Source organism: Pyruvatibacter sp. (assembly GCF_040219635.1).
GTDB lineage: Bacteria > Pseudomonadota > Alphaproteobacteria > CGMCC-115125 > CGMCC-115125 > Pyruvatibacter.
Window position 1 is genome coordinate 30739 of record NZ_JAVJSC010000006.1, and the last position, 19911, is coordinate 50649.

General features: G+C 61.7%; 26 protein-coding genes and 2 tRNA genes. 24 read left to right on the forward strand and 4 right to left on the reverse strand.

Annotated features, from left to right (window positions below; translation table 11 throughout):
- Nucleotides 1-173: 173 nt before the first annotated feature.
- The 3 genes from RIB87_RS11245 to RIB87_RS11255 all read left to right on the forward strand — a co-directional run bounded on the left by RIB87_RS11245 (nucleotide 174) and on the right by RIB87_RS11255 (nucleotide 3449).
- On the forward strand, nucleotides 174-1139 hold the full coding sequence (locus tag RIB87_RS11245) for a haloalkane dehalogenase (RefSeq protein ID WP_350146639.1): 966 nt from the start codon (nucleotides 174-176) through the stop codon (nucleotides 1137-1139).
- A 432-nt stretch (nucleotides 1140-1571) separates the two neighbouring features.
- Nucleotides 1572-3002: an aldehyde dehydrogenase family protein gene (locus tag RIB87_RS11250; RefSeq protein ID WP_350146641.1), complete on the forward strand. Its 1431-nt coding sequence runs from the start codon at nucleotides 1572-1574 to the stop codon at nucleotides 3000-3002.
- Nucleotides 3003-3140: 138 nt separating this feature from the next.
- Nucleotides 3141-3449, forward strand: a complete 309-nt coding sequence (locus RIB87_RS11255; protein WP_350146643.1) for a YXWGXW repeat-containing protein — start codon at nucleotides 3141-3143, stop codon at nucleotides 3447-3449.
- A gap of 157 nt (nucleotides 3450-3606) precedes the next feature.
- Here RIB87_RS11255 and RIB87_RS11260 read toward each other — a convergent pair.
- Nucleotides 3607-3681: transfer RNA gene (locus RIB87_RS11260), tRNA-Thr, on the reverse strand.
- Between the two features lie 272 nt (nucleotides 3682-3953).
- Here RIB87_RS11260 and RIB87_RS11265 point away from each other — a divergent pair.
- From RIB87_RS11265 to RIB87_RS11290, 6 genes are all read left to right on the forward strand, one after another.
- The gene (locus RIB87_RS11265) at nucleotides 3954-4124 is read left to right on the forward strand and encodes a hypothetical protein (RefSeq protein WP_350146646.1); all 171 of its coding nucleotides are present in this window, start codon (nucleotides 3954-3956) and stop codon (nucleotides 4122-4124) included.
- An 87-nt stretch (nucleotides 4125-4211) separates the two neighbouring features.
- Nucleotides 4212-5588 (forward strand): UDP-N-acetylglucosamine 1-carboxyvinyltransferase, encoded by a 1377-nt coding sequence (murA, locus tag RIB87_RS11270; RefSeq protein ID WP_350146648.1) that lies wholly within the window; start codon nucleotides 4212-4214, stop codon nucleotides 5586-5588.
- Between the two features lie 17 nt (nucleotides 5589-5605).
- Nucleotides 5606-6040, forward strand: coding sequence for a DUF2948 family protein (locus tag RIB87_RS11275; RefSeq protein ID WP_350146650.1), 435 nt, complete (start codon nucleotides 5606-5608; stop codon nucleotides 6038-6040).
- A gap of 25 nt (nucleotides 6041-6065) precedes the next feature.
- A complete protein-coding gene (gene hisD / locus RIB87_RS11280) occupies nucleotides 6066-7376 on the forward strand; it encodes a histidinol dehydrogenase (RefSeq protein WP_350146652.1) in 1311 nt (436 codons plus the stop codon).
- Nucleotides 7377-7529: 153 nt separating this feature from the next.
- Entirely contained in the window at nucleotides 7530-8027 is a 498-nt protein-coding gene (locus RIB87_RS11285) for a UPF0262 family protein (RefSeq protein WP_350146654.1), read from the forward strand.
- A gap of 5 nt (nucleotides 8028-8032) precedes the next feature.
- Nucleotides 8033-8491: an arsenate-mycothiol transferase ArsC gene (locus RIB87_RS11290; RefSeq protein ID WP_350146656.1), complete on the forward strand. Its 459-nt coding sequence runs from the start codon at nucleotides 8033-8035 to the stop codon at nucleotides 8489-8491.
- 20 nt (nucleotides 8492-8511) lie between these two features.
- Here the strand turns inward: RIB87_RS11290 and RIB87_RS11295 are convergent, their stop codons facing one another.
- Nucleotides 8512-8907, reverse strand: a complete 396-nt coding sequence (locus tag RIB87_RS11295; RefSeq protein WP_350146658.1) for a GFA family protein — start codon at nucleotides 8905-8907, stop codon at nucleotides 8512-8514.
- A 209-nt stretch (nucleotides 8908-9116) separates the two neighbouring features.
- Here RIB87_RS11295 and infA point away from each other — a divergent pair, with 209 nt between their 5' ends.
- From infA to RIB87_RS11320, 5 genes are all read left to right on the forward strand, one after another.
- A complete protein-coding gene (gene infA, locus RIB87_RS11300; RefSeq protein ID WP_043948365.1) occupies nucleotides 9117-9335 on the forward strand; it encodes a translation initiation factor IF-1 in 219 nt (72 codons plus the stop codon).
- Nucleotides 9336-9350: 15 nt separating this feature from the next.
- Entirely contained in the window at nucleotides 9351-9947 is a 597-nt protein-coding gene (locus tag RIB87_RS11305; protein ID WP_350146661.1) for a Maf family protein, read from the forward strand.
- 107 nt (nucleotides 9948-10054) lie between these two features.
- On the forward strand, nucleotides 10055-11623 hold the full coding sequence (locus RIB87_RS11310) for an Rne/Rng family ribonuclease (RefSeq protein ID WP_350146663.1): 1569 nt from the start codon (nucleotides 10055-10057) through the stop codon (nucleotides 11621-11623).
- Nucleotides 11620-11832, forward strand: coding sequence for a DNA gyrase inhibitor YacG (locus RIB87_RS11315; protein WP_350146665.1), 213 nt, complete (start codon nucleotides 11620-11622; stop codon nucleotides 11830-11832). Before RIB87_RS11310 ends, RIB87_RS11315 begins: the two co-directional genes overlap by 4 nt.
- Before the next feature lie 135 nt (nucleotides 11833-11967).
- Nucleotides 11968-12043, forward strand: a tRNA-Phe gene (locus tag RIB87_RS11320).
- A 416-nt stretch (nucleotides 12044-12459) separates the two neighbouring features.
- On the opposite strand, the gene RIB87_RS11325 is transcribed toward RIB87_RS11320, so the two are convergent.
- Entirely contained in the window at nucleotides 12460-12888 is a 429-nt protein-coding gene (locus tag RIB87_RS11325) for a hypothetical protein (protein WP_350146667.1), read from the reverse strand.
- Between the two features lie 9 nt (nucleotides 12889-12897).
- On the reverse strand, nucleotides 12898-13608 hold the full coding sequence (locus tag RIB87_RS11330; protein ID WP_350146669.1) for an XRE family transcriptional regulator: 711 nt from the start codon (nucleotides 13606-13608) through the stop codon (nucleotides 12898-12900).
- 77 nt (nucleotides 13609-13685) lie between these two features.
- Between RIB87_RS11330 and RIB87_RS11335 the strand changes: the two genes are divergently transcribed.
- Genes RIB87_RS11335 through RIB87_RS11380 form a run of 10 tightly spaced genes read left to right on the forward strand, consistent with a single transcriptional unit; the run spans nucleotide 13686 to nucleotide 19910 of the window.
- Nucleotides 13686-13985, forward strand: coding sequence for a helix-turn-helix domain-containing protein (locus tag RIB87_RS11335; protein WP_350146671.1), 300 nt, complete (start codon nucleotides 13686-13688; stop codon nucleotides 13983-13985).
- Nucleotides 13982-16126 (forward strand): TnsB C-terminal domain-containing protein, encoded by a 2145-nt coding sequence (locus RIB87_RS11340; RefSeq protein WP_350146673.1) that lies wholly within the window; start codon nucleotides 13982-13984, stop codon nucleotides 16124-16126. Before RIB87_RS11335 ends, RIB87_RS11340 begins: the two co-directional genes overlap by 4 nt.
- 51 nt (nucleotides 16127-16177) lie before the next feature.
- Nucleotides 16178-16906, forward strand: a complete 729-nt coding sequence (locus RIB87_RS11345) for an AAA family ATPase (protein ID WP_350146675.1) — start codon at nucleotides 16178-16180, stop codon at nucleotides 16904-16906.
- On the forward strand, nucleotides 16906-17550 hold the full coding sequence (locus RIB87_RS11350) for a hypothetical protein (RefSeq protein ID WP_350146677.1): 645 nt from the start codon (nucleotides 16906-16908) through the stop codon (nucleotides 17548-17550). The genes RIB87_RS11345 and RIB87_RS11350 overlap by 1 nt, the downstream gene beginning before the upstream one ends.
- Nucleotides 17547-17933, forward strand: coding sequence for a transcriptional regulator (locus RIB87_RS11355; protein ID WP_350146679.1), 387 nt, complete (start codon nucleotides 17547-17549; stop codon nucleotides 17931-17933). Before RIB87_RS11350 ends, RIB87_RS11355 begins: the two co-directional genes overlap by 4 nt.
- Nucleotides 17923-18156, forward strand: coding sequence for a hypothetical protein (locus RIB87_RS11360; protein ID WP_350146681.1), 234 nt, complete (start codon nucleotides 17923-17925; stop codon nucleotides 18154-18156). The genes RIB87_RS11355 and RIB87_RS11360 overlap by 11 nt, the downstream gene beginning before the upstream one ends.
- Nucleotides 18153-18542: a hypothetical protein gene (locus RIB87_RS11365; protein WP_350146683.1), complete on the forward strand. Its 390-nt coding sequence runs from the start codon at nucleotides 18153-18155 to the stop codon at nucleotides 18540-18542. Before RIB87_RS11360 ends, RIB87_RS11365 begins: the two co-directional genes overlap by 4 nt.
- Entirely contained in the window at nucleotides 18539-19153 is a 615-nt protein-coding gene (locus RIB87_RS11370) for a DUF3164 family protein (RefSeq protein WP_350146685.1), read from the forward strand. Before RIB87_RS11365 ends, RIB87_RS11370 begins: the two co-directional genes overlap by 4 nt.
- The gene (locus tag RIB87_RS11375) at nucleotides 19153-19422 is read left to right on the forward strand and encodes a DUF2312 domain-containing protein (RefSeq protein ID WP_350146687.1); all 270 of its coding nucleotides are present in this window, start codon (nucleotides 19153-19155) and stop codon (nucleotides 19420-19422) included. The genes RIB87_RS11370 and RIB87_RS11375 overlap by 1 nt, the downstream gene beginning before the upstream one ends.
- Nucleotides 19422-19910 carry a hypothetical protein gene (locus RIB87_RS11380; RefSeq protein ID WP_350146689.1) on the forward strand — a complete coding sequence of 163 codons (489 nt, stop codon included), beginning with the start codon at nucleotides 19422-19424 and terminating at the stop codon, nucleotides 19908-19910. The genes RIB87_RS11375 and RIB87_RS11380 overlap by 1 nt, the downstream gene beginning before the upstream one ends.
- The last annotated feature ends 1 nt before the right edge of the window (nucleotide 19911 follow it).

Consider the following 19911-nt stretch of genomic DNA (forward strand, 5'->3'; position numbering starts at 1 on the left):
TATTTGTTTGCACGGGAGTTTAGCGGTTCCCGGCGTCTCATCAAGCGGCACGGTTCGTCGCCCCAGATGCAAATCCCATAATGCGCGGCTTGACGAAAAATATAGCGCTTGCGCAATCAGCGTCGCATGGCCACCTTTTGCGCACAGCATCGCCGCAGAGAGGATTTTTCAACGTGTCGCAGCCGAAAACAACCATCATCCGCACGCCCGCCGAACGGTTTGAAAACCTGCCGGACTATCCCTTTGCGCCGCACTATCAGAGTGTCGCGCCGGGCATTGAGATGCATTACGTGGACGAAGGCCCGCGCGACGGCAGGGTGGTATTGCTGCTGCACGGCCAGCCAAGCTGGAGCTACCTCTACCGCAAGATGATCCCGCCGCTGGTCGCCGCCGGATACCGCGTCATCGCGCCCGATCTTGTGGGTTTTGGCAAGTCCGACAAACCCACTGCCAAGGATGCCTTCACGTATTCAGGCCAGGTCGCATGGATGCGCGCCTTTATTGAAGGTCTGGACCTCAAAGACATCAACGTGTTTGTGCAGGACTGGGGCGGTCTGATTGGTCTGCGTGTGGTGGCTGAAATACCGCAGCGTTTTGCATCCATCATCGCGGGCAATACGGGTCTGCCCGCAGCACCGTTCCCCATGTCGGCGATCGGCCGCTGGCTGACGCGCTTTCAGGCGTGGCGCAAGGGCGACAGCATCACCAGCATGGACAAGATCAACGGGTTTCCAGACTGGATTGCCCACGCCCGCTATGCGCGCGAGTTCAACCCCGGCGCGACGCTGCAATCCGCAACAATCAGCACACTGAGCGATGACGAGATTGCCGCCTATCAGGCCCCATTCCCCGACGAACCCTATATGGCAGGCCCGCGCGCCATGCCGTGGCTGGTGCCCAGTGAACTTGGTCAGGGCCACGCCGCATGGAAAAAGCTGGAGAAGCTGGACACACCCGTGCTGCTGGTGTTCTCGGATAGTGACCCTGTGACGGCCGGTCAGGACAAGGTCTTTGCCAAACGCTTCAAGGGTGCCAAAGGCCAGCCGCATAAAACCATCCAGAACGCCGGCCACTTCCTGCAGGACGACAAGGGCGAGGAGATCGCCGCGCATATGATTGAATGGTTGCGGACACTCTAGGTTGCTGCGGTTCGTGCCGTGCCGCTCTGGGCCCCGCGACCAAGTCGCGGGGAGGCAATCCGGAAGTCAGACCGGCCCTGAAGATACAGGTTGCCGTAGAGCGCTGCCGTGCGCCGTCCAGCCAGGCGCGCGACCGCGCGTCGGCCGGTCAGGCCGCCCCCGCGGAGGCGCTACCCGCCGTGAGCGCAAAAATGACCGAATCTGAGGGGTCCACAGCACTAGCGACGCGGCGGGTGTTTGTGCAAGAGTCCGCCCCGGATACGGGTTCAGCGCAAAAAAGAGCGGGAAAATTGCCTTTTGCCAGCGGCCCGCCCCCATATGCCAGAGGGGGAATTGAGCGCGACATTCTTGGTGGCGCGCTCGCCTCAGACACAGTTTGCGAAACGCGGGCACCCGGTCACAGCGCCGCCCCCGCACTACGGGAGAAAACACGTGAAAGAAGCCCTTCAGTTTTACATCAATGGTGCCTGGGTTGACCCCGCCACCCCCAAGACGCTGGATGTCATCAACCCCGCCACCGAAGAGCCCTGTGGCAAAATCTCGATGGGCTCAGCGGCTGACGTGGATGCGGCGGTTGCCGCCGCCAAGGCCGCGTTCCCCGCATGGTCCAACACCACACGCGAAGAGCGCATTGCCGTTTTTGAAAAGATCATTCAGGTCTATCAAAGCCGCTATGACGAGATTGCTGAAACCATCGCGACTGAAATGGGCGCGCCGATCTGGCTGTCCAAGGCAGCGCAGGCTGCAACCGGCCTTGGCCACTTCACAACAAATCTCGAAATCCTGAAAAACTATCAGTTCGAGGAAACCCGCGGCACCACACAGATCAGGAAGGAAGCTGTGGGCGTGTGCGGTTTCATCACGCCGTGGAACTGGCCGGTGAACCAGATCGTCTGCAAGGTGGCACCCGCGCTGGCCGCTGGCTGCACAATGGTGCTCAAGCCGTCTGAAGTAGCGCCGCTCAACGCCATTCTGGTGGCTGAAATCCTGCATGAAGCAGGCGTGCCCAAGGGCGTGTTCAACCTTGTAAATGGCGACGGCCCCAGCGTGGGTGCGCCGCTTTCAAGCCACAAGGATGTGGACATGGTGTCGTTCACCGGCTCCACCCGCGCCGGCATTCTGGTGGCCAAGGCTGCCGCCGACACGGTGAAGCGTGTGGCACAGGAGCTGGGCGGCAAGTCCCCCAACATCGTGCTGGAAGATGCAGACATTCAGGCAGCCGTTGCCGGTGGCGTGCAGGGCGTGATGATGAACTCAGGCCAGTCATGCAACGCCCCCACGCGCATGTTTGTGCCCGCGTCCAAGAACGACGAAGCCAAGGCTGTGGCCAAGGCCGCTGCTGAAGGCGTGAAAGCCGGTGACCCGTTCGCCGAAGGCACAACCATCGGCCCGGTTGTCTCAGAGGTTCAGTTCAACAAGATCCAGGATCTGATCCAGAAGGGCATCGACGAAGGCGCAACACTGCTGACCGGCGGCACGGGCCGTCCTGATGGTCTCAACAAGGGCTACTATGTGCGCCCGACGGTGTTTGCCGATGTGACGCCGGACATGACAATTTCCCGCGAGGAGATTTTCGGCCCGGTGCTCTCCATCCTCACCTACGAGACGGAAGAGCAGGCCATCGAGATGGCCAACGACACCGAATACGGTCTGTCGTCTTACGTGCAGTCCGGCAACATCGAGCACGCCCGCGAAGTGGCCGGCAAGATCCGCGCCGGCAACGTGCACCTGAACGGCGCTGGCCCGGACTTTAATGCCCCGTTTGGTGGCTACAAACAGTCCGGCAACGGCCGCGAATGGGGCGAGTTCGGCTTCGAAGAGTTCCTCGAAGTCAAAGCCGTCCTCGGCTACCAGGCCGCCTAACACCAAGGCGTCAGACGCGACAAACAAAGCCCCGGCGGAACACTCCGCCGGGGCTTTTTTATTGACTTCGACGGAAATTCCTCCCCACCCCGTTGAAGATGTCGTGAGTGCCCTGCTTGTTCAGTCAGGAGAACAGTTATGACGTCTTCTATCCGAGTTTCGCGCCGTGCTTTTTCTGCCGCCGTCATTACCGCGTGTGCGCTGGTGGCGGGAACGGCGTTTGCGCCGTCTGAGGCTGCTGCTGCGCCGCGCCATGTGGTTGCCAAGGGTGTTGCAGCAAAGGCTGTGGTTGTGAGGCCAAACGTGGTTGTGCGCGTGGCACCGCCGGTACGCCGGGTGGTGACTGTGCGACCGGCGCGCCCAAGCGCCTTTGCTGTTTGGACCGACGGGTATTGGCGCTGGAACGGCGCGCGGCATGTGTGGGTGGCGGGCCACTGGCGGCACTAACGCAAGGCCTCGATCAGGCGTCGGCGCTTTTGCGCTGCCCCGCCGGAGCGCTGCGCATGTGAGGTAAAGGCTTCGCACCCCAAACACCCGACCGGGTGTCGGCGCTAGTGCGCCGCCCCGCCGGAGCGCTGCGCGCGTGAGGCAAAAAGACAAGAAATGGTGCCGCGAGGGAGAATTGAACTCCCGGCCTCACCCTTACCAAGGGTGCGCTCTACCACTGAGCTACCGCGGCGTGTTGCTGGCGGAAGCATCGGGGAAAACCAATCAAATTGGGTTAACGGCCCGCCAGGCGAGGGCGGAAACTGCCATATGCGGTTGCCCCCCGCAATACCGCTTTTCACCCGCCACACACGCGGCCACACATGCGGCCAAACACGCGGCCAAACACCCGGTATGCCGCAGCGGACCTTGACCCTGGGCGCGCAGCTTTGCAGGATCGCGCGCAATTCGGCCCGGCACTGCATTTTGCAGCCTGTCGCGCGCTCTCAAAAAGGCTCTGACCACATGAAATCCACCAAAAAATCCGGCGCTCGTGAGCGCGGTGCGCCTGACGCGGGCCTGTCGGACCGGCAGGCAAAGCAGGCGGCTGCTCTGAAAGCCAACCTCCAGCGCCGCAAGCAGCAGGCGAAGGCCCGCGCAGCAGGCACCACGTCATCGGCCACCAAAGACGCTTAATCTTTTCGCCTCACCAGCGCCTTATTAAATGGCGTATTAGACGGCGACACACCGCTGTTTCGCGTTTCACTCAGGATATGCCCGCTCATGGACAGGATCAGGCTTACCGGCGGCACGGCGCTGCATGGCGAAATCCCCATTTCGGGCGCCAAGAACGCCGCCCTGCCACTGATGATCGCCAGCCTGCTGACGGATGAGCCGCTGGTGCTCACCAACCTGCCGCGCCTCACCGATATTGCAACGCTCGCCCGCCTGCTCGCGCAACTGGGTGTCGAGATTGATGTGCTCAACGGCAACGATGAGTGGGAGCCGCTCACCACGCGCACCGAGGGCCGGTTGTCGCTGGGCGTGGAGCAGGCCAAACGGCTGGCGGGGTTCGGGCCGGACGCGAAATACCGCCCCGGCGGCCGCACCATCCGGCTCACCGCGCGCACCATAGAAAGCACGCACGCGGACTATGAGCTTGTATCGAAGATGCGCGCCAGCTTCTGGGTGCTTGGGCCGTTGCTGGGCCGCTGCGGCGAAGCGGATGTGTCGTTGCCTGGCGGCTGTGCCATCGGTACGCGGCCGGTTGACCTGCATTTGCAGGGGCTGGAGAAACTCGGCGCAACCATTGAGCTCGACAAGGGCTACGTCATTGCACGCGCCAAGGACGGGTTGCGGGGTGCCGAAGTGCGGTTCTCCATGCCCTCTGTCGGTGCCACCCACAATGTGCTGATGGCCGCTGTTCTGGCCAAAGGCGAGACAATCATTGAAAACGCCGCCCGTGAGCCGGAGATCACCAATCTGGCTGAATGCCTCGTGGCGATGGGCGCGAAGATTGACGGGCTGGGCTCCTCCACATTGCGCATTACCGGCGTGGACAAGCTGCACGGGGCGCAGGTGGCTGTCATCTGCGACCGTATCGAGGCCGGCACCTATGCCATGGCGGTGGCAATGGCCGGCGGTGACGTGACGCTGACCGGCGCCGACCGCAGCCTGTTTGAGGCGCCGTTGCAGGCGCTGTCCGCGGCCGGCATCACGATCGAGGATGTGGATGCGGGCCTTCGCGTGGCGCGCAACGGCACGCCGGTGACGCCGGTTGATATTGTCACCCAGCCTTACCCCGCGTTTCCCACAGACCTGCAGGCCCAGTTCATGGCGCTGATGACCATGGCCGACGGCAATGCGCAGATGACCGAAACGATTTTTGAAAACCGCTTCATGCATGTGCAGGAGCTGGCCCGGCTGGGGGCGCTTGTGTCGCTGCATGGCGACCGCGCCATTGTGTCCGGCGTCAAGGCGCTGCGCGGTGCGCCGGTGATGGCAACAGACCTGCGGGCGTCGGTGTCGCTGGTGATCGCGGGCTTGGCGGCGGAGGGCGAAACGGTTATCTCTCGCGTTTATCATCTGGATCGCGGATTTGAGCGCCTGGAAGACAAGCTCTCGAACTGCGGTGCGGATATTTCCCGGCTGGCCGGTTAAGACGTTTTGGACTGCTCATGAAACCCCTGCGCCTGCGCATCGAAGACGCTGATGATCTTACTGTTGCATCTACCCATCTCCAGGATGCGGTGACGCTGGTGGGCGACTTTGCCTATGAGAAAAAGCGCCGCCGCTTCGCTGCCGTGTTCAATCGCTTCCGCTGGGAACAGGATACAAAGCGCGGGCATTCGCGTATCCGCACAGGGCTGCACTTTGACGACGTGCTGGCCGTCCGCTCGCAGAATATAAAGCTGGATGCAAAAGACGCGGTGGTGGAGTTGCTGGCCATCCGCTTTGCCCCGGACGGCGAAGACAACAGCCCCGCAGGCACAATTACGCTTGATTTTGCCGGTGGCGGCACGATTGCACTGGACGTGGAGTGCATTGAGGGCCATTTGACCGATATCGGCACGGCGTGGGAAACCACCTCAAAGCCCGCCCACGACCTTTAGGCCTGCAACCCGGTTTGACCTGCACATGACTGACCGCACCCAACCACGCCGCCTTGACGCGCGCGCCGCCGACTTTGAGGCGCAGTTTGCCGACCTGTTGACCGCAAAGCGCGAAACTGCCGTGGACGTCAACACAGATGTGGCCGCGATCATTGCTGACGTGCGTGCGCGCGGCGATGCGGCGGTCATTGAGCTCACAAACAAGTTTGACCGCGTGTCGCTGACAGGTGCGGATGATCTGCGAATCCCTCAGTCGCGTCTTGATGCGGCTGCCGCCAACGTGCCTGCACACACAATGGACGCGCTGAAACTCGCCGCAGCGCGCATCGAGGCGTTTCATGCCCGCCAGATGCCGCAGTCGATGCGCTTCACGGACGACGCAGGCGTGGAGCTTGGCCACCGCTGGTCGGCGGTGGACGCTGCGGGTTTATATGTGCCCGGTGGCACGGCGGCCTATCCGTCATCCGTTTTGATGAACGCCATACCCGCCCGCGTGGCAGGTGTTGAGCGCGTGGTGATGGTGGTGCCAACGCCAGACGGTATCGAAAACCCGCTGGTGCTTGCCGCAGCAAAGCTGGCGGGCGTCACCGAGGTGTATTGCATCGGCGGCGCGCAGGCCGTGGCCGCGCTGGCATTTGGCACGGATAGCATCGCGCCGGTGGACAAGATCGTTGGCCCCGGCAACGCCTATGTGGCGGCTGCCAAGCGGCAGGTATTCGGCACGGTCGGTATCGACATGATCGCCGGGCCATCTGAAATCCTCGTGGTGGCTGACGGTGAAAACGATCCTGCATGGATTGCGGCAGATCTTCTGAGTCAGGCCGAGCATGACCCGTCGTCGCAGTCTATTCTGATAACTGACAATGCAACGTGTGCGGACGAAGTGGCGCTGGCGGTTGAAAGCCAGCTTGGGATGTTGAGCCGCCAGACTACCGCTGCGGCAAGCTGGTATGGGTATGGTGCCATCATCACGGTGGCGTCGCTTGAGGATGCCGTGCCGCTGGTCAACCGGCTGGCGCCCGAACACCTGGAGCTTGCGGTAGCCGACCCTGAACCGTTGGCAGACAAGATCCGCCATGCCGGTGCCATCTTCCTGGGCCGCTATACGCCGGAAGCCGTCGGCGATTATGTGGCCGGTACAAACCACGTGCTGCCGACCGCCCGCTCGGCGCGGTTTTCGTCAGGGTTGTCGGTGCTGGATTTCATGAAGCGCACATCGCTGGTGAAATGCGATGCCGCAAGCCTTGGCCGCATCGGCCCGGCAGCCGTCGCGCTGGCAGACGCTGAGGGGCTCGAAGCCCACGGCCGCTCGGTATCGATCAGGCTCAACAAATAGCCCAGCCGCCCAAACGCCGTCACCCCGGACTTGATCCGGGGTCCACTCTCATTTGCGACGGGGTGAGGCACGGTTAATGTGCGGCAGCGCGCACTAGGAAGACCACGTTCAACACCATAGACTGCCGACAAGTCTTTTAACTGCGGCACACACATGACCGACGACGCATCAGCACCCGTTGACCCGAAAAAGCGCATCGCTTCCATCGTGCTTGATGAGGCGTCGGTCGTGCGCCGGTCGCCGGAAATCGAGCACGAACGCAAGGTCGCGATTTTTGACCTTCTGGAGGACAACACCTTTGCGCCCGAGGGCAGCGATGCGGGCCCCTACAACCTGCATCTGGCGATCGAGGAAAACCGGCTGGTGTTCGACATCCGCGACGCAGCCGAAGAGCCGCATGGCAAAGTCATCTTGTCGCTGACGCCGTTCCGCCGCATCATCAAGGACTATTTCCTGATCTGCGAAAGCTATTACGAGGCCATCAGGTCGGCGTCGCCGTCAAAGATTGAAGCCATCGATATGGGCCGCCGGGGCCTGCACAATGAGGGCGCGAGCCTGCTGACAGAGCGTCTGGCGGGTAAGATCGCCATCGATCACGATACCTCCCGGCGGCTGTTCACGCTGATTTGCGTCCTGCACATGAAGGGCTGACGCATATGCGTGGCCCCCATGGTGAAGACCTGCCCGATGCTGTGCTGTTTGCCTGCAGCCAGAATGCCGTGCGCTCACCAATGGCGGAGGGCCTCATGAAACACCTGTTCGGCCGCCATGTGTTTGTGGAGTCGGTGGGCGTGCGGGCGGGCGAAGTGGACCCGTTTGTTGTGACGGTGATGGATGAACTGGGCATCGACCTCACCAAACACAAGCCTCGCAGCTTTGAGGAACTCGAAGACACGAGCTTTGATCTCATCATTTCGCTGACGCCCGAAGCCCAGCACAACGCCGTGGACCTGACCCGCGCGATGGCTGCCGACGTGGAGTACTGGCCCACCCATGACCCCACGCTCGTGGAAGGCTCCCGCGAGCAGTGCCTCAATGCCTACCGCGAGGTGCGTGACGCATTGATGGAGCGGATAAAACAGCGCTTCGGCTGGCGCGCGGCACCAAGTGGCTAGGCAGCCAGCGGCCGGCTCATCTAGCTGCTTGTCGGGTGCCCTTCAAACTGCTTCGCGTCATCCGCGATGTCATACCAGACGGGCTTCTCAGCCACGAACTCATGAAATGCGTTTCGCACGCCGGGATCATCATCCAGCACATGGGCGTTGATCGGAAAGCTCGCTTCGTCCGACAATATCTCCCCCAGCGACGTGCCACAGACACGGCAGAAGCACCGGGTATATTTGTGCGGCGGTTCAGGCTGGTATTCTTGAACCTTGTCGCGCCCGCTCAGCCACGTGATGTCGTCTTTTTTGACAAACACCAAAGCGCTCGCGCCCACCTTGCGGCATCGGGTGCAATGGCATGTTCCCATCATGGAAGGCGGCGCGGTGAGTTCAAATCTCACAGCGCCACAGCAACAACTTCCCTGCATTTTGTTTCTCTTTCCTGATGCTTACGTTGTGGAACAATAGGTGAACATTTGTGCTTTCGTCAACGCACCTGATCCTGTTTGCGCGCCACCTTGATTTTACCGCCCCAAATGCCCATTCTCCGGCGCAATTCACGGGGGCGGGCGTTGAACGCGGCATCTTGTCGGCATTCCGCCGCACCCTGCATGGTTGAGAAACTGGAAAGGCCGCAATGGCAAAAGAAGAACTGCTTGAGTTTCCGGGCACAGTTGTTGAACTGCTCCCCAATGCCACCTTCCGGGTGGAGCTTGAGAACGAGCACCAGATTATCGCCCACACCGCCGGCAAAATGCGCAAGAACCGCATTCGCGTGCTGGCGGGCGATAAAGTGCTGGTCGAGATGACGCCCTACGACCTGACCAAGGGCCGCATCACCTATCGCTACAAATAGCATTAAGGCGGCTGCATGAGCGCGCCCGCCCCACGGCTCATTCTTGCCAGCGCCTCGCCGCGCCGCCTTGAATTGCTGGCGCAGATCGGCATCGTGCCGGATTTGGTGGCACCGGCTGACATTGACGAAACCCCCGGACCAACCGAGCAGCCCCGTCCGTATGCGGAGCGTCTGGCGTGCGAGAAAGCCCGCACGGTCGCATCCGTGCACGCAGATGCCTATGTGCTGGCGGCCGATACGGTGGTGGGTGTCGGGCGGCGCATCCTGCCAAAAACGGAAGATGAAGCCTCAGCCCGTCGGTGCCTTGACCTGCTGTCGGGGCGCGCGCACCGGGTGTTTACGGGCGTGTGTATCATTGCGCCTGACGCCCGCGTGAGCGTTCGGGTTGTGGAGGCGCGGGTGAAGGTCAAACGCCTGACCCAAGCCGACATAAACACCTACATCGCCAGTGGCGAATGGCACGGCAAGGCGGGTGGCTATGCCATTCAGGGCCGGGCCTCAGCCTTTATTCCCGCCATAATCGGCTCATACACCGCCATAGTGGGCCTGCCGCTGGCAGAAACGCACGCGATGCTGGCCGGTGCAGGTTACGTCGCGGCATCAACGCTTTAATCCGCTTTTTGCGGCCTGTGTGTCTGGCCATGCATCCCCTGCGCGGCTTAGACTTGCACATAGCCTGCAACCAGAATCGTCACACAGAGTTATCGGCGCAGTTTTCCATGAGCGAAGAAATCCTCATCAATGTCGGCATCGGCGAGACGCGCATCGCATTGATGGATGACGGCGTGCTGCGTGATCTGGTGATTGAACGCAGCATTGACGACAGCGCCCAGGGCCCGTGCTCCGGCGGCACCACGGGGGCAAGCCTTGTGGGCAATCTCATGGTTGGCCGTGTTGAGCGTGTGTTGCCGGGTATGCAGGCGGCGTTCGTTGATATCGGTCTGGCCCGCTCCGGCTTTTTGGGTGTGCGTGAGGCGCAATGCCTGTGTGAGCTGATGGGCCTTCGCGATGCCGGCAAGATGCCCCGCATCAACGACTGTGTGCGCGAAGGCGAAAAAATCGTCGTGCAGGTGTTGAAAGACCCGATCGGCGACAAAGGCCCGCGGCTTTCAGCCAACGTCACCATTCCCGGCCGCCTGCTGGTGCTGGTGCCGCACCAGCCCGGCGTTGCCTTGTCGCGCCGCATCGAGGACGAAGACGACCGCGCCCGCCTGACTGAGCTGGTTGAGCGTGTGGGGGCAGACGTCGCCGCATCAACCCCTGATGATGACGTGAGCAAGTGCGGCTGGATCGTGCGCACGGCGGCCCTCAATGCGGACGAAGCCGCCGTCGAGCGCGACGCCCGCCATGTGCTGGAAATGTGGCGCGAAGTGCGCGAGCGCGCCAGGGGCACCACAGCGCCGGCCACAGTGTTCCGCGAGCTTGGCCCGGTGCAGCGTGTGCTGCGCGATCATCTCAACGAAGACACAAAAGCCGTGCTGATTGATGACGCGGATGCGTTCGTCAAGGCGCGCGCCTATTGCGATGCGGTGATGCCCGGCTTTGCCGCCACGCTCAAGCATCACGCGTCGCGCACGCCTTTGTTTGCCGAGCGCGGTGTGGACGCTGAAATAGAAACAGCCTTGTCGTCGCGTGTGGACCTGCCGTCCGGCGGCTGGATCACCATAGAGCGCACCGAGGCGCTGACAGCGGTGGATGTGAACTCCGGCAGCTTTACCGCCGCTTCAGACCTTGAGCAGACCAGCCACCGCATCAACCTTGAATCGGCTGATGCGATTGCCCGTCAGGTGCGCCTGCGCGGTGTCGGCGGACTGGTCATCATTGATTTCATTCACCTGGCCGAAGAATCCCACCGCGAAGAAGTGGTGGCGCGTCTTGAAGCAGGCTTTGAAGGCGACCGCACGCCGACGCAGATTTTGCCCATGAGCGAATTCGGCACCGTTGAGATGACCCGCAAGCGCGTGCGCGAACCGCTTGATCGCCTGCTGCTGGACCCGATCCGCCGCGATGCCAACAAGACCAAAGCCACCATGGCCTACACCGTGTTGCGCGCCGCACAAGCCGCCGCTGCTGATGCGCCGGGCAAACCGCTGACGCTGCACGCCGCAGACGATGTGGTGGCGTGGCTGACGGCGTCCGGCCTCATCCCTCAGCTCAAGGCGCGCCTTGGCGTGGAAATCACGCTTGCTCCGGCAACCGGCGTGCCCCGGCAGTATGTTGACGTCAGCACACCCACAGCCGCACCCGCACGCACGCCAACACCAACAAGCGCAGATATTACCGCATGAGCAAGACCGCCAAATGCACCAACTGCGGCAAGCCCGTTGACCTGACCTACCGCCCGTTCTGCTCAAAGCGCTGCGCCGACGTGGACCTGTCGCGCTGGCTCGGCGGCAAATACGCGATCCCCGCCGTGGAACCCCCGGACGAATGGGACATGGCTTCGGCGGTGGCAGAGGCAACGTCCAAAAACGAGGACGACATCACCCGCCACTAAGCCCAGTCTCCAGCGCGCAAAATCAACCCGCGCACAGGCTGGACTTAACCGCCGTATTTGCCTATAAACCGCCGCCTTGGCCCCGGTTTCCAACCGGCTCCGCTCACCGCGGAAACACACCATCCGGCCAGGCACGCCCAGGTAGCTCAGTTGGTAGAGCATGCGACTGAAAATCGCAGTGTCGGTGGTTCGATCCCGCCCCTGGGCACCATTGTTTTCAAATGTTTAGTAGAGTTTCCATCGTGGCTTTATGTAGCGCGTGTACCGCGCCACATAGTTACGGTGTGTGCTGAGTAATCCGGGATTAGGCGGGAAAAGGCGGGAATGGGCGGTAGATCAAGGGCTTAGATGGGGTCATCCCAAAAATCGCGCAATGATCGGCGTTGCATAAAGACGCCCGGTGCGCCACTTAGTTTGCGGAGGCCGGATCGCGCTAAAGCCTTGATGCACATAGGGCTTCGCGTTTTGTTCTAGTCGGAAAGTTTCGGCAAGATGAATGGCAAACGTTCATCTTGTGTTGGCGCCGTGAGAAGTTGAAAAACCTAGCGATGCCCGGCATTTATCGTTTGTGGGTGCCCGGCAACGCCTTCGCTAAAGATGAATGCTGAAAGCGGGTTTGAATGGCCCTTATCGTTCGGCGAGTTCGAGGCTTTCCAGCGTCCAGATACTGCGGTCTCTGTCGAGGCTGACAGTCGCGTCGAAACGGGTTCGGATCATTGCGCCAAATCCGTTTTGTGAATCGACAAAAGAGCGAACGCTGTATCGGCAGTCTGGCAACACCGTCACCGCCACACCGTCATATCCAAGTACGCCGAACTCGGCGGTCGCTGGCGCGCGAAGGGTGTCTCTAACGAAGCCTTGGGCAGCCACGAGACCAGTGATCTGGTTCTCGCAATCCCCCCGATACGCAGCGGCGTCCCGCTCCGCTTTGGTGGGTTCAGAGCTAAAGATGCCGAGCGCCCAAGCGAGGAAAATAACAACAAAGATGCCGAAAAACGTGCCCGCAATCTTCCATTGCGTCCGTAGGTCGAGTTGATCTTCAGGCTGCTTTTCCATGACCTGCCTCTATAGAGTTCTGCCGTGCCAGCGGACGCGGCCGACGACGTGGAGTTGGTCGGCATCGGCGGCGCCTATCCGCTCTTCAGCGTACAGGCTGTTGTCGCTCTTCACCAATACCGTTCCGTCAATCAGCCTTTGAACGCGCTTCAAGAGCACCGCGCCGTGAAGGCTCAGGACATAGATGGCGTTGTCCATCACAGTCTCGATGCCGGTATCCACAAGCAACAGATCGCCATGTCTTATGGTCGGCTCCATTGAATCCCCGGCCGCGATGAGTGTCATGGCGCGCGCGGGCGAGACGCCGATTGACCGCAGCCAGTCGCGGCGGAAGGCAACATCTTCAAGTGCCTGCTCTGCCAGCGCCTGACGCCCAGGCCCCGCTGATGCCTCGACCGCATATCGGGGGATGGCAACAAAATCGTCACTGGACCCAGCCTCATCGGCAAAACCAGTCTCGACAATTCTTGAGGTTGTGGTGAGACCGTCTCGGTTGGGTCGTCCGCGTCCCGAAATCAGCCACGATTCTTCGACACCAAGCAGCTCACAAAACCCTCGAATAAACGCGACATCGGGCCGTGTCTGTCCTCGCTCGTATCGACCATACGTGTTCTTCGGGACCCCCAGCTGCTGAGCCATTTCGGTCTGGCTTTTTTTGCCGCGGGCTTCGCGCAGGCGGTCCGCAAAGACCTGGTCCGCAGCGTCGATTGCATCATCCATCGATTTTATCGTTGACAAGACGCCCCATAATTGTGTCCATAGTTCCATAAATGGAACCATTAGGACCAAAAAACGTTATGTCGGCCCATTCTAAGAGCCATGTGAAGCCCGCAGACTGGCAGTGGCCTGATGTGAAGGCGGCCTTGGAAAAGGCAGGCAGCAGTCTCGCGCAGATCGCGCGTGACAGCGGCGTCGACATTACGGCCATTACAGGTGTCAAGAACCGGCACCTCCCCACATCCCAGAAACGCATCGCCGATGTTATCGGCATGTCGCCTCGCGACATCTGGCCATCGCGATACCAAAACGCAGATCGAGCCAGAAAGACCCGGACTCGTAGCATGACCTGCACCCGCAAGGGGAGTCAGGCGGCATGAGCTGGTACACCGCGAAGGAGCTGGCTCGGCTGGACCTGCCGGGGTTGCCCAATACGCAGCAGAACATGAAGCGTCGCGCTCATTCTGAGGAATGGGTCTCCCGACCTCGACGGGCGCGGGGTGGCGGCGACGAATACCACATCTCATCGCTGCCCGAAGTCGCACGCATCGCGCTCGCGCGCCGAGCGGTTAATGCGGATGCGCCGTATGTGGCGCAGCGCGATGACGCGACCTTCACGCCCTGTGTTCGCGGCAAGCGGAACCGGGGTCAGGCGCGGCTGTATGTGGTCAATCTGTTTCGGGTGTTTGCCGACGCCGCCTCGCTTCAAGGCGGGCACGCGCGGGCAGCGTTTTGCCACCTCTATAACAACCCTTCAAAAGAGGCCGCAGCTGCAGGCGATGTTGAAATACCTGAATGGGTTCGCGACTACGTCTATCGCGTCAATGCGCGTACGCTGGAAAGCTGGGTGCGCAAGGCAAAACGCGAGGGCATTGAAGCGCTCGAAGGCAAGTACGGACACCGCAAGGGCTCCGGCACGATCGACAGCCAGCCAGCTATGCGCGACTTCGCCGCCACCCAATGCGAGACGCGCCCGCAGCTGACAGCCAACCAGCTGATGCGCGCCATCGAAACACAGTTCGGCGAGACGCTGCCCAAGCGCACCGTTCAGCGCTGGATGGCCACATTCAAGGAAGAGAACGCAGCGCACCTGCTGTCGCTGCATGATCCCGACAAGCACAAATCAAAGTTCCGCTCTGCCTTCGGATCATCGAGCGAGAACGTGGTTGCGCTCAATCAGATTTGGGAGATCGACGCCACGCCCGCCGATGTGATGACCGTCGAAGAAGACGGCAGCCGCCGTCGCATGAATATCACCGGCGTGATCGACGTTTATTCCCGCCGTGTGAAGGTGCTGGTCACTGAGACACCGCGCGCCGTCGCCGCATCAGGCGTCATCCGAAAAGCCATCCTTGAATGGGGTGTTCCAGACACCCTGAAAACCGACAACGGCAAGGATTTTGTATCGGCGCATTTCACACGCGGCCTTGCTGACCTGTCCATCCGGCACCAGCTTTGCCCGCCGTTCACGCCGGAAGGCAAGCCGCATATCGAGCGGTTCTTTGGCACCATGGCGCGCGACCTGCTTGCGTTGCTGCCCGGCTTTGTCGGCCACAGCGTGGCAGACAGAAAAAGCATTGAGGCGCGACGGTCATTTGCGCAGCGCTTTGGCAGTTCCGACCAGGTGCTCGACGTTCAACTGTCCGGCGAAGAGCTGCAGCAAATCTGCGACAGCTGGATTGAAACCCAGTACGAGCGCGAACCGCATGCCGGCCTCAACGGCAAGTCGCCATTTGAAACCGCCATGCAATGGACCGGCGGCATTCAGGCAGTGCGCGACGAGCGCATTCTCGACACGATGCTGATGGAAGCGCCCGACAAGGACGGCATTCGCGTCGTTGGCAAAAAGGGTATCCATGTCGAACGGGCAGCCTTCATTGCCCCGGAACTTGGACCGCTGGTCGGCAGCCGCGTACATGTGCGTCTTGACCCCTGCGACATGGGGTTCATCCACGTCTATGCGATGGACGGCGCATTCATCTGCGTTGCCGAATGCCCGGAACGGTCCGGTGGCGACCGCAGGCAGATCGCGGTTGATGCGCTCAAGCGCCAGCGCGAAGTGCTGAACGAGGGCCGCGTCGATGCCCGCCGCCGTGCGCGCAAATACAAGCCGCACCTGCTGGCTGACAGGTTGCGCGAGGAAAGCGCCCGTCGCGCCGACACCGTTCTGGCTTTTCCCAAAACAACAACACCGCATGACACACCCGCGACCCGTGCTGCGGAAGACAACCTGCGCGCCATGAGTGGCGACATCGAAGAACAACACGTGAGCGCCGAAGACGAAGCGCTGGCCGCACAGGCGTTTGCTGATCTTGAGGCGAAGGACGCCGAGATCGTGCGCATCCAAGACGCGCGCTTTGCCGGCGACCCCGAACCCGACGGCAATGGCTACGAGTGGGTGATGTGGGCGCAACGCCACCGCGACCAGCTCAACGAGACTGACCGCAAGTTCCTTGAGGAAGAAGAGGCAGACCCGGAAATGCAGCTGCTCCTCACCATTGCAAAGGACTTGACGTCATAGGAGGCGGCCAGCCGTGGGCCAGTGCGCGGCGCTAGAAAAGGACTGAATGAGATGCGGAACCGGTTTGTTAAAACCAGCAATGTGATGGCCTTCATGGCCGGCGTCGAGCGTGTCAAAGCGCGCGGTGCCGTTGAGGCATCATGGCAGCTTGCCGAAGGTGTCCCCGGCCTGGGCAAGACACGCACGCTGACGTGGTGGGCAGCCAAAAACGAATACGTACTTGTGCGTGCCAAAAAGGGGTGGACGGTCAACTGGGCGCTGCGTGATCTGATGTCGCAGCTGGGCGAACCGCCCGCGCGCTCAACCGAAGTCATGCTCAACGCGGCAATCGCCAGCATATCCGTCAGCGGTCGGGCGCTGATTGTTGACGAGGTCGAACACGCCATGGCCGGCGGCATCATTGAGGTGCTGCGCGACATCTCGGACTTCACCGAAAGCCCGATCATCATCGGCGGCATGCAGGGTGTTGCAGCACGGCTCAAGCGCTACCCGCAGATTTATTCGCGCATCGCGGATGTGACGGTGTTCAAACCCGCCACCCTTGCTGACGTAAAGCTGTGCTGTGATGAGCTGGCGGACGTGCCCATCGCAGAAGACCTTGTGAAGGCCATTCATGCGCAGACCGGCGGGCGCTTCCGCGAGGTGATGAACGCCATCGCTTTTGCGGAGCGTGCCGGTCGTCGGGCCAATGGGCCGGTGACGCTGGAACACATCTCCGCCAAAGACCTTACCAATGACCGTCGGCCGGAGGCGCGTGCTGCCAACGCGAAGGCGTCCTGATGGGTGGGGTAGTTAACCTTAACGCTCCGCAAGCGGACGAAACCAACCAGTGCCGCACGCCCGGCAACGGCCTGCGTGCCCGGCTGGTTGCAGCGCTCGCAGCGGTGCAGCACCCGGTCAGGCTGGATATTCTTGAGCGGCGCTTGAAGAAGCCCCGCAACGAGATCACCGCCGCGCTGAGCGCACTGGTGACGGCGGGCGATGTGCGGCGCATTGAAAAGGGTCTGTACGAGGCCACGCCACAGGGCCGCGAGCGTGCAAACAAGCGCGTTGTCAGCGGACCGCGCAAGCCTCACAGCGGCCCCGGCAAGCAGCGCACCGGCACATTCCGCGCCCGTCTGTGGAAGGTGCTGCGCATCGCGCGCAAGTTACCGCTGAGCGAGCTGGTGATGCTGGCGCGCGATGACGCAGACAAGAACCCTGAAACCAATGCGCGGGCGTATCTCAATGCGCTCGAGAAGGCGGGCTATGTGCATCGCTTTCCACAGCGCCAGCCTTACGACGGGTCAACGTCAAACGGCTTCGCCCGCTGGGGGATACTGAAAGACACAGGGCCAAAGCCGCCGGTGTTCAACCCGGACAAAAAGACCCTGCGTGATCCCAACACAGGCGAGACGCTTGATCTTGCGGGAGGTGACGCATGAGCGCCTCAGCCATTGAGCGCGCGCGGGTCGCATGGGGTGCCGGCATGCCCGAATGGGTGCGGGTGCTGGCCGAGCAGGCCGACGCCACCAGCCAGAACCGCGTTGCGCAGGCGTTGGGCTTTTCAGCCGGCATCGTGTCGCAGGTGCTCAGCAACAAATACCCCGGCCGTCTGGACCGGATCGAGCAAAGCGTCAGCGGGCTGTATCTCGGCGCCACTGTCGAGTGCCCGGTGCTTGGCGAAATACGCCGCGACCATTGCGCCCGCGAGCAGAAACGCGGGCTGACCTTCGAGAACCCCATACGCCCCAAGGTCTATCGGGCCTGCCGCGATGGCTGCCCGCATAGCCGCCTCACCCTGAAAGGAGAGAACGATGATCAGTGACCGGATTACCGCCAGCGTGAACCGAATGGTGGATGCCAATATCGACGGGAACCTGCTGGAGCGGGATTTTCAGGCGGAGATGCGCGAGCTGCGCAAGATCGCCCGCGATGTGCGTGCGCTTGAAACACAGGCCATGGCCGGGCCGAACGTTGTGCCGTTCACGTCCCGCACCAGTCGCGATGACACGCCCTACTCGCCGTGGACGCCGGGAGGTGCGGCATGAACTACCGTATTGATCCAGCGGAACTTGCCCGCAGCATTCGCGACGATGGCCGCATCATGCTGCGGCCATGTGAGGAACGTGCCCTCGCCATTCGTCTGCTGACGCTGGAAGGCGTCTGTAGCGCCGCTGAACGGCACCGCGATGCGGTGGTGCTGGCCAATGCCCTCAAGGGCGGCGGCGACACAACCCGCGACGTGCAGCGATCGTTCGAGACCCTGCGCGCTCAGATCGAGGTGGCCGACAAGACGGCTGCCGCGATGCGCGCTGCCCGGCCTCGAAACATCACGACATCACCGCGTCGCAATCATCCGCTTCGGCAGCTGACGCGGTGGTGGCGGACCATGCTTCTTTCAAAACCAAAACCAAAACTCAGGAGGTCGATATGACCCAGACCCCTATCCCCGAAGGCTACATGCAGGACGGCACCGGCAAGCTGGTGCCGGAGCATCTGGTGAAGCCGATCGACAAGCTGCGCGACGAGCTCGTGCGCTCAATCATCAAGCAGGCGAAATCCCTGCAGGATGAAGTGCGCAGCTTCAAGTTCAAGACGTTCGAGAATGTAGAGACCTTCGTGGACATGTCGGCGGAGCGCTACGACGTGGAGCTCGGCGGCCGCAAGGGCAACGTTTCACTCACAACCTTTGACGGCAGGTACAAGGTGCAGCGTGCCGTCGCCGACCTGATCACCTTCGATGAAGGTCTGCAGGCAGCCAAGGCGCTGATTGACGAGTGCATTGAAGAATGGGCCGGCAGCGCCGACGCGAAAATCAAGGTGCTGGTCGATGATGCGTTTCAGGTCAACAAGGGGCGCATCGATCATCAGCGCGTTCTCGGCCTGCGGCGTCTCGACATTGATGACCCGAAATGGAAGCGGGCGATGGATGCCATCTCCGACAGCGTGAAGGTGCAGGGCACGCGGCAGTACATCCGCCTGTATGAGCGCATCGGCGACAGCGACCAGTTCCGACAAATCTCGCTCGACATGGCGGCGCTGTGATGGCTGAGGGAAAGGGACACAACTCGCTGGCGAAGGGCCAACTGCGCGCCTATGCCGAGCGCATCGAGCGGCTTGAAGAAGAGCAGGCCGCGCTGGGCCGTGACAAGGCCGAGGTCTATGCCGAGATGCGCGGCAACGGTTATGACGTGAAGGCGATGAAGGCCGCCATTCAGGCGCGCCGGATGGACCGAGCAGAGTTCACCGAACGCCGGGCCATACTCGACCTCTATCTCAATGCTCTGGGCTTGATCGGTGGGGAGGGCGACTGATGTCACAAAACATCTTGCACTTGCCCCCCAAATCGTTGCACGCGCGCGCGGGCGCGCCCGCGCGCAAAAGCTGGTCGGATGATCTGGATCAGCGTCTGCTCGATGTGCTGGAACGCGTATGTGTCGCCAGGTGGATCACTCCAACGCGACGCGACCTGTCAGCGAATCTTGACTGTGGCTTCGATGATCTCGTGGCATCGTTGCACCGGCTTGAAGCGCGCGGTGCCATCCAGATCAGATGGCGTGACGGTCTGCCCAACCAGGCACCCTATCCGTTGAAGTACAAGGCGGCCGGAAACTGGTCGCGCGTCAAGTCAGTGTACGCGGTGCCGGGCGATCTGAACGACCTGAGCTCCCAGCACAAGGCGCGTAGCTGTCTGAGGTGCGAGACGCGCTTCATGTCGGAAGGGCCGCACAATCGCATGTGCAGCCATTGCCGTTCTGTCAGCTACGCCGATGCCGTTGAATCTTACCCGGTCGGCACCTGAG